The organism is Neobacillus sp. FW104-15D2, from assembly GCF_058790155.1.
The window spans coordinates 1-4,382 of sequence record NZ_JBYTCJ010000063.1 but is presented as its reverse complement, the minus strand read 5'-3'; the positions used below and the strand labels follow the sequence as shown (position 1 = coordinate 4,382).

5 protein-coding genes and 1 pseudogene are annotated in these 4,382 nt (G+C 34.6%); 2 read left to right on the top strand and 4 right to left on the bottom strand.

What is annotated here, in order from left to right; translation table 11 throughout:
• Positions 1 to 326: 326 nt before the first annotated feature.
• From AC3WR0_RS25285 to AC3WR0_RS25275, 3 genes are all read right to left on the bottom strand, one after another.
• A complete protein-coding gene (locus AC3WR0_RS25285; RefSeq protein WP_492554835.1) occupies positions 327 to 518 on the bottom strand; it encodes a hypothetical protein in 192 nt (63 codons plus the stop codon).
• A gap of 412 nt (positions 519 to 930) precedes the next feature.
• Positions 931 to 2,055 carry an NADH-dependent flavin oxidoreductase gene (locus AC3WR0_RS25280; RefSeq protein WP_492554834.1) on the bottom strand — a complete coding sequence of 375 codons (1,125 nt, stop codon included), beginning with the start codon at positions 2,053 to 2,055 and terminating at the stop codon, positions 931 to 933.
• Between the two features lie 167 nt (positions 2,056 to 2,222).
• The gene (locus tag AC3WR0_RS25275) at positions 2,223 to 2,597 is read right to left on the bottom strand and encodes a MerR family transcriptional regulator (RefSeq protein WP_492554833.1); all 375 of its coding nucleotides are present in this window, start codon (positions 2,595 to 2,597) and stop codon (positions 2,223 to 2,225) included.
• Positions 2,598 to 2,926: 329 nt separating this feature from the next.
• On the opposite strand from AC3WR0_RS25275, the pseudogene AC3WR0_RS25270 reads away from it, so the two are divergent.
• A pseudogene (locus AC3WR0_RS25270) lies at positions 2,927 to 3,148 on the top strand (STAS domain-containing protein); the annotation flags it as partial.
• Positions 3,149 to 3,322: 174 nt separating this feature from the next.
• Here AC3WR0_RS25270 and AC3WR0_RS25265 read toward each other — a convergent pair.
• Positions 3,323 to 3,805 (bottom strand): hypothetical protein, encoded by a 483-nt coding sequence (locus AC3WR0_RS25265; protein WP_492554832.1) that lies wholly within the window; start codon positions 3,803 to 3,805, stop codon positions 3,323 to 3,325.
• A 204-nt stretch (positions 3,806 to 4,009) separates the two neighbouring features.
• Between AC3WR0_RS25265 and AC3WR0_RS25260 the strand changes: the two genes are divergently transcribed.
• On the top strand, positions 4,010 to 4,219 hold the full coding sequence (locus tag AC3WR0_RS25260; RefSeq protein ID WP_492554831.1) for a hypothetical protein: 210 nt from the start codon (positions 4,010 to 4,012) through the stop codon (positions 4,217 to 4,219).
• Positions 4,220 to 4,382 lie beyond the last annotated feature (163 nt).

Sequence of the window (4,382 nt, the reverse complement as noted above, 5' to 3'; positions counted from 1 at the left end):
CGAGCGAATGGCTAGTTCTTACTCGGCGGGAATCCCACCCGCTATATGATACGACCTAGGCTCGGCCGCACACCTGCTCTGTTAGCACAATAAGAAAAGGTAGCTCCAATAATAAGCAGTATTGGCGTACTATTAATTAACCTTTTAAAAAGATACTTCACGATAAAAGGTTGAATCTATAAGTTCATTAAAAATGTAATTAGAGAACTTAGATGTCCGTTTCATTGTTGTTAAGAATCCACGCTTGTCCATTTCAAACTATTTGTGTTTCTCATATATTGCTAATAACTGAAAATATGGAGGTGAAATTCTTATGGATGAAAGGGTCAGAGAAAGGCTAAGGGTAATCCAAGAAGTTCTTCAAGAGCAACTTCTAACTCAGTTACAGACTCAACGTGTGGTGCAAGCTCAGAATCAGCGACAGGCGGAACTGCAAGCTCAACTGCAAGCTCAACTCCAAGCTCAACTCCAAGCTCAACTGCAAGCTCAGCTTCAACGGCAAAGTCAAGCACAGGCACAAAATGACACTGACACTGTTACTTTAAAAAATATTGGAAATCCAATTGTTGTTGTGAATTGCAACTGTGATAATCATCATAAAGACGGCAAAAAACAAAAAAGAGAATATTAAACTTTTAAAAGTTGTTTAACATGAATCCCTGAAAGGAAGCTCCACCAGCGGGTGCTTCCTTTACTCTGTTACTCAGTAGATGTCTACTGTGATTTTTAACTGCGTTTTATTATCGAACTAAACTGCTCTTTAGTGAAAAACAAAAAAGCTTTACTTCTCTTGAAGTAAAGCCTCCGTTTGTTTAAGTACAAAGCTTCACAAGCTTTGAGTTAAATCTTCCTTTTTATTAATGTCTCAAATACCAAATAAGCACCCAAAAAAAGTGGGGCTGAAAAAAACAGTAACTTTTCTATTCGATTTTAATCTTCAATCTTAAACCAGGGACCTGAAGCTTGAATGAAATTCCAAAGTTTTTCTGGAAGCTCAAGCTCGCTTACTTTTGAAGTCTTAATCGCTGTCTCAATTTCAGCTTCTTTTCCATTCTGAACCTTTTCTACCCAGTCTGGATTCATGATTAATGTATGACCAACTGCTGCTAGGGATAGACCCTTATCTAATGCATATGCAACATCATCAGCAGTTACCATCGAACCCGCAGCCATTACAGGAACTCTGTCGTTTACATGTTCAACAATTAATTCAAGCCGTGTTTTTCCATCTTCAATGCCTCGTGGTTTTGAAGATACATCATCAAGCGAAACATGGATGTAATCCAAACCCTGTTCAACCAGACGGTTAATTAATTGATAGGCATCTTCCATCCCATAACCGCCATTTTCTTCGGGTGATATTCTATACCCTAAAATAAACGGCTTTGTTGCGTGATTCTTAATCACATTTTTCATTTCCTGAATGACTGCCAATGGGAAACGCAAGCGATTTTCTAGAGAGCCACCCCATTCATCCTCACGTCTATTGAAGAAAGGAGAGAAGAAGTTTTGAAGTAAAAATCCGTGTGCACCATGAATTTCAACACCATCAAAACCAACTTCAATAGCTCGTCTGGTTGTTTCTCCAAAAGCATGAATCACTTCTATTATTTCATCATGTGAAAGTTCTCTGGGTAATACTGAAGGAGCAAATGCAGTAGCTTCAGTCTCTACAGCACTGGAACTAACCACCTCACCATTTGGAGTTAAAGATGGCAGTGCTTTGTTGCCTGCATGAAATATTTGAAGCAACGCAGGAGCTCCTCCACTTTTCGCCGCATCCGCCAATTTCCGTAGACTTGGAATAAATTTATCATCATAAGCTGCGAATTCATGCGTAAAACCTATACCGTTTAGTTGAACATGAGTACAACCTGTGATAACAAGTCCTACTCCATTGACTCTTTTTTTATAATATTTTACTTCTTCATCTGAAACGGTGTAATCATCATTACTGCTCCAAGTTGTCATTGGTGCCATAACAACTCTATTTTTTATGGTGATACCATTTTTAAATGTAAATGATTCAAATAAGTTGCTATATTTTGTGTTCATTTTTTAACCTCTTTCTTGTTATAGTTAGTTTTGCACTATTTTGTAATGGTGTATCAAATGGTGCAAGAATAGGTTAATCCTTAGAGAGCACTCTAAGGCAAGTGTTTTTTTATTTTTTCGATTACGAGTTTTTTCAAAAAGACGCAAATGCAAAAACAACTGGCTGTTTAATTTTTAGAGAAACAGTCTCCTAATTCATTTTCATAAAAATTAATTTTATTATCCAGATCTTCTAAACTTTGACGAAGCTTCTCAAATTCTTCCATTACTTTTTTTCGATGATTTTTAAGTAAAGCTAACCGTTCTTCCATTGTTTCATCCCCAACATGCCCCCACATGGCAAATTGCTTCATGTCTTTTAGAGACATCCCCGTATTTTTTAGGTGGAGCAATGATTCAATCCATAATTTATTTTCATCAGTGTAGATTCTGACATTGTTATCGTCTCTGTTTACTTTTATTAAGCCTTCCTTTTCATAAAACCTCAATGTATGTTCACTTAACCCAACAATTTTAGAAAATTCTCCAATAGAATATGTCAATATAATTGCCTCCATTAAATCTGATATGTCTATATCTTCTTTCATTTTTAATTTTTGACACAAAGTAAGTGTAATACTTAGAGTTTACTCTAAGTCCAGAATTATTAATTCTTCTGCCCGTTTTGAGGTGCTTTCCCAAAGTTATAAACCAAAATGGCAGGTGCTTTAACTTCAATATTGACATACAAAAAATCAAAACTCGCCACAGGTATATTGGCGAGTTTCCTTTACTATATTTTCCGATTCCTTATTCAACTAAACTGCCCGTTAGCACAATAAAAAACAGAATAGCCGTAGCCATCCCATTTTGAACATAAGCCCCTGTTTGTTTAAGTACATCAGCGATGATGGAAATGGATGTCATCTCGAATTTGGAAAAAGTATTAGCTGGAATCTCGATGATGGGTTGCAAAGCCATACTTACTGGATTACGACCTGACCTTGTAAGAAAAATGGTTCATTCAGGAATCCGCTTTGAAAAAGATGCTGAAACAAAAGGCACGCTGCAAGAAACATTAAAGAAATACCTTAACAAGGAAAAGACCATTTAGGTCTTTTTTTGTTATAGCTAACACCCTTATGCTTTCTAAATAGAAAATTACTTAATTGTACGATTTTCCCTCTTCTTATTGCACTAACCTGTCGCGTTAATGGAGCAACACGGTTTTCTTCCGAATCTCCATACGTTCTTGAACTAACGCCCCGATAGTTGAAGTACAATTCCTTCATAACCTTAATTTATTAAAATATGATTTCTTAGGATGGGTAGCTTCCGTTAAATATTGAAAAACATATAGAATCAAAGCCCTTAAGAAGTTTATCGCTAAGTATTTAAGTTTTGTTAAATTTTCTAATGCAAATATTTTATATCCTTTTACATATTTTAGTCCACCCAAGATAAATAACATATGAAGAACAGTATTTGAAATTATATACAACGGGAATTTACCAAAAGTCATTTTTAATAACCATAAGCTAGTGACAAAGTATGGACCGAAATTCATAAAATTCATACTATCGAAAGGTCCAATACCACTATAAAATTTCCACCAATTTTTCTTTTCGCCATAAAAATCTAAGGCTTTTGTGAAAGTACACATAAATATGGCAGTGGGAAGAAATCGTTTATAGGCATTTCTTCCTAGTAAAGGCAACGTTAACCAAGGCAGAACCAGCAAAGCCACTAGTAACAATTTTTGATTTTTCATCAATATCACCTAAAGTTCATCGATTTTTATTTATTCTTTAACAAGAGTTCCTTCATTATACAATCATCTTTTTCTTCACTTTAAATATACATACCTGTAAACAGATTTTTTTAGTGGAAAGTAGGTAAAACTTAAAACAATTAAAGATGTTCCAAGGAAAAAGTCGCCTTTATGTCGAATTTAGTAGATAAAGGTGATTATCCAATGAATAAAGTTGAGTTATTAAAAAAGTTACTAAATAGTAGTCAAGGTAATATGTTTTCATTTGAGATTCCTACTACAAAAGAAAATGAAAAAAAGATTCAAGAATTGGTTAGAGTATTAGAAACTGAAAAAAGAATTAAATTAAGAGAATATGTACAGAGAGAATACTCCGTTTATTTACATGGAATAATTAAGTATGCATCCGAATAATCGGAAAAATTGACAAATGATTTATGGGAATAAACTAAAGCTGTTTCATTAATAAAACTTACTTATCAAAGTTAATAGGAGAATTCGTGATTATGTGATACACTTTGTTTACCATTTGATTTACTTGTTTACATGTGCCCTACTCATTCGTGAGTGGGGCTCC